General features: G+C 65.7%; 1 pseudogene (cut by a window edge). It reads left to right on the top strand.

What is annotated here, in order from left to right:
• Positions 1-364, top strand: a pseudogene (locus B4I46_RS19100) (glutamate synthase-related protein) (its annotated part extends 179 nt beyond the left edge of the window); the annotation flags it as partial.

Below are 364 nucleotides of genomic sequence, written 5' to 3'. Positions count from 1 at the left end.
CCCGAGATCCGCCAGTACCTGCTCGAAGGCGACGACGACAAGCTGCCCTTCTCCCGCGCGCAGCGCTCGCTGGTGTACGCACGGGCCAAGAACGAAAGCGCCGAGAAAGCCTTCGGCACGCTCAATGACGTGTACCGCCCGGGCTTCGAGTTCATCAGCCATTCGATGCTGCCGGTCAACACCCCCGACCCGGCCTCGTTTCGCATCGCCATCGGCGGCCCGCAATGCCGCCAGCCGTACTCGGCGTCGATCTTCAACATTTCGGCCATGAGCTTCGGCGCCCTCAGCGCCAACGCCATCGGTGCGCTGAACAAGGGCGCCAGCCTTGGCCGTTTTGCCCACGACACCGGCGAGGGCAGCATCA

The sequence above is a fragment of the Pseudomonas sp. UBA7500 genome (assembly GCF_002478435.1).
Taxonomy (GTDB): domain Bacteria; phylum Pseudomonadota; class Gammaproteobacteria; order Pseudomonadales; family Pseudomonadaceae; genus Aquipseudomonas; species Aquipseudomonas palmensis.
The sequence above is the reverse complement of the archived record's forward strand: the minus strand, read 5'-3'. Positions and strand labels throughout refer to the sequence as shown.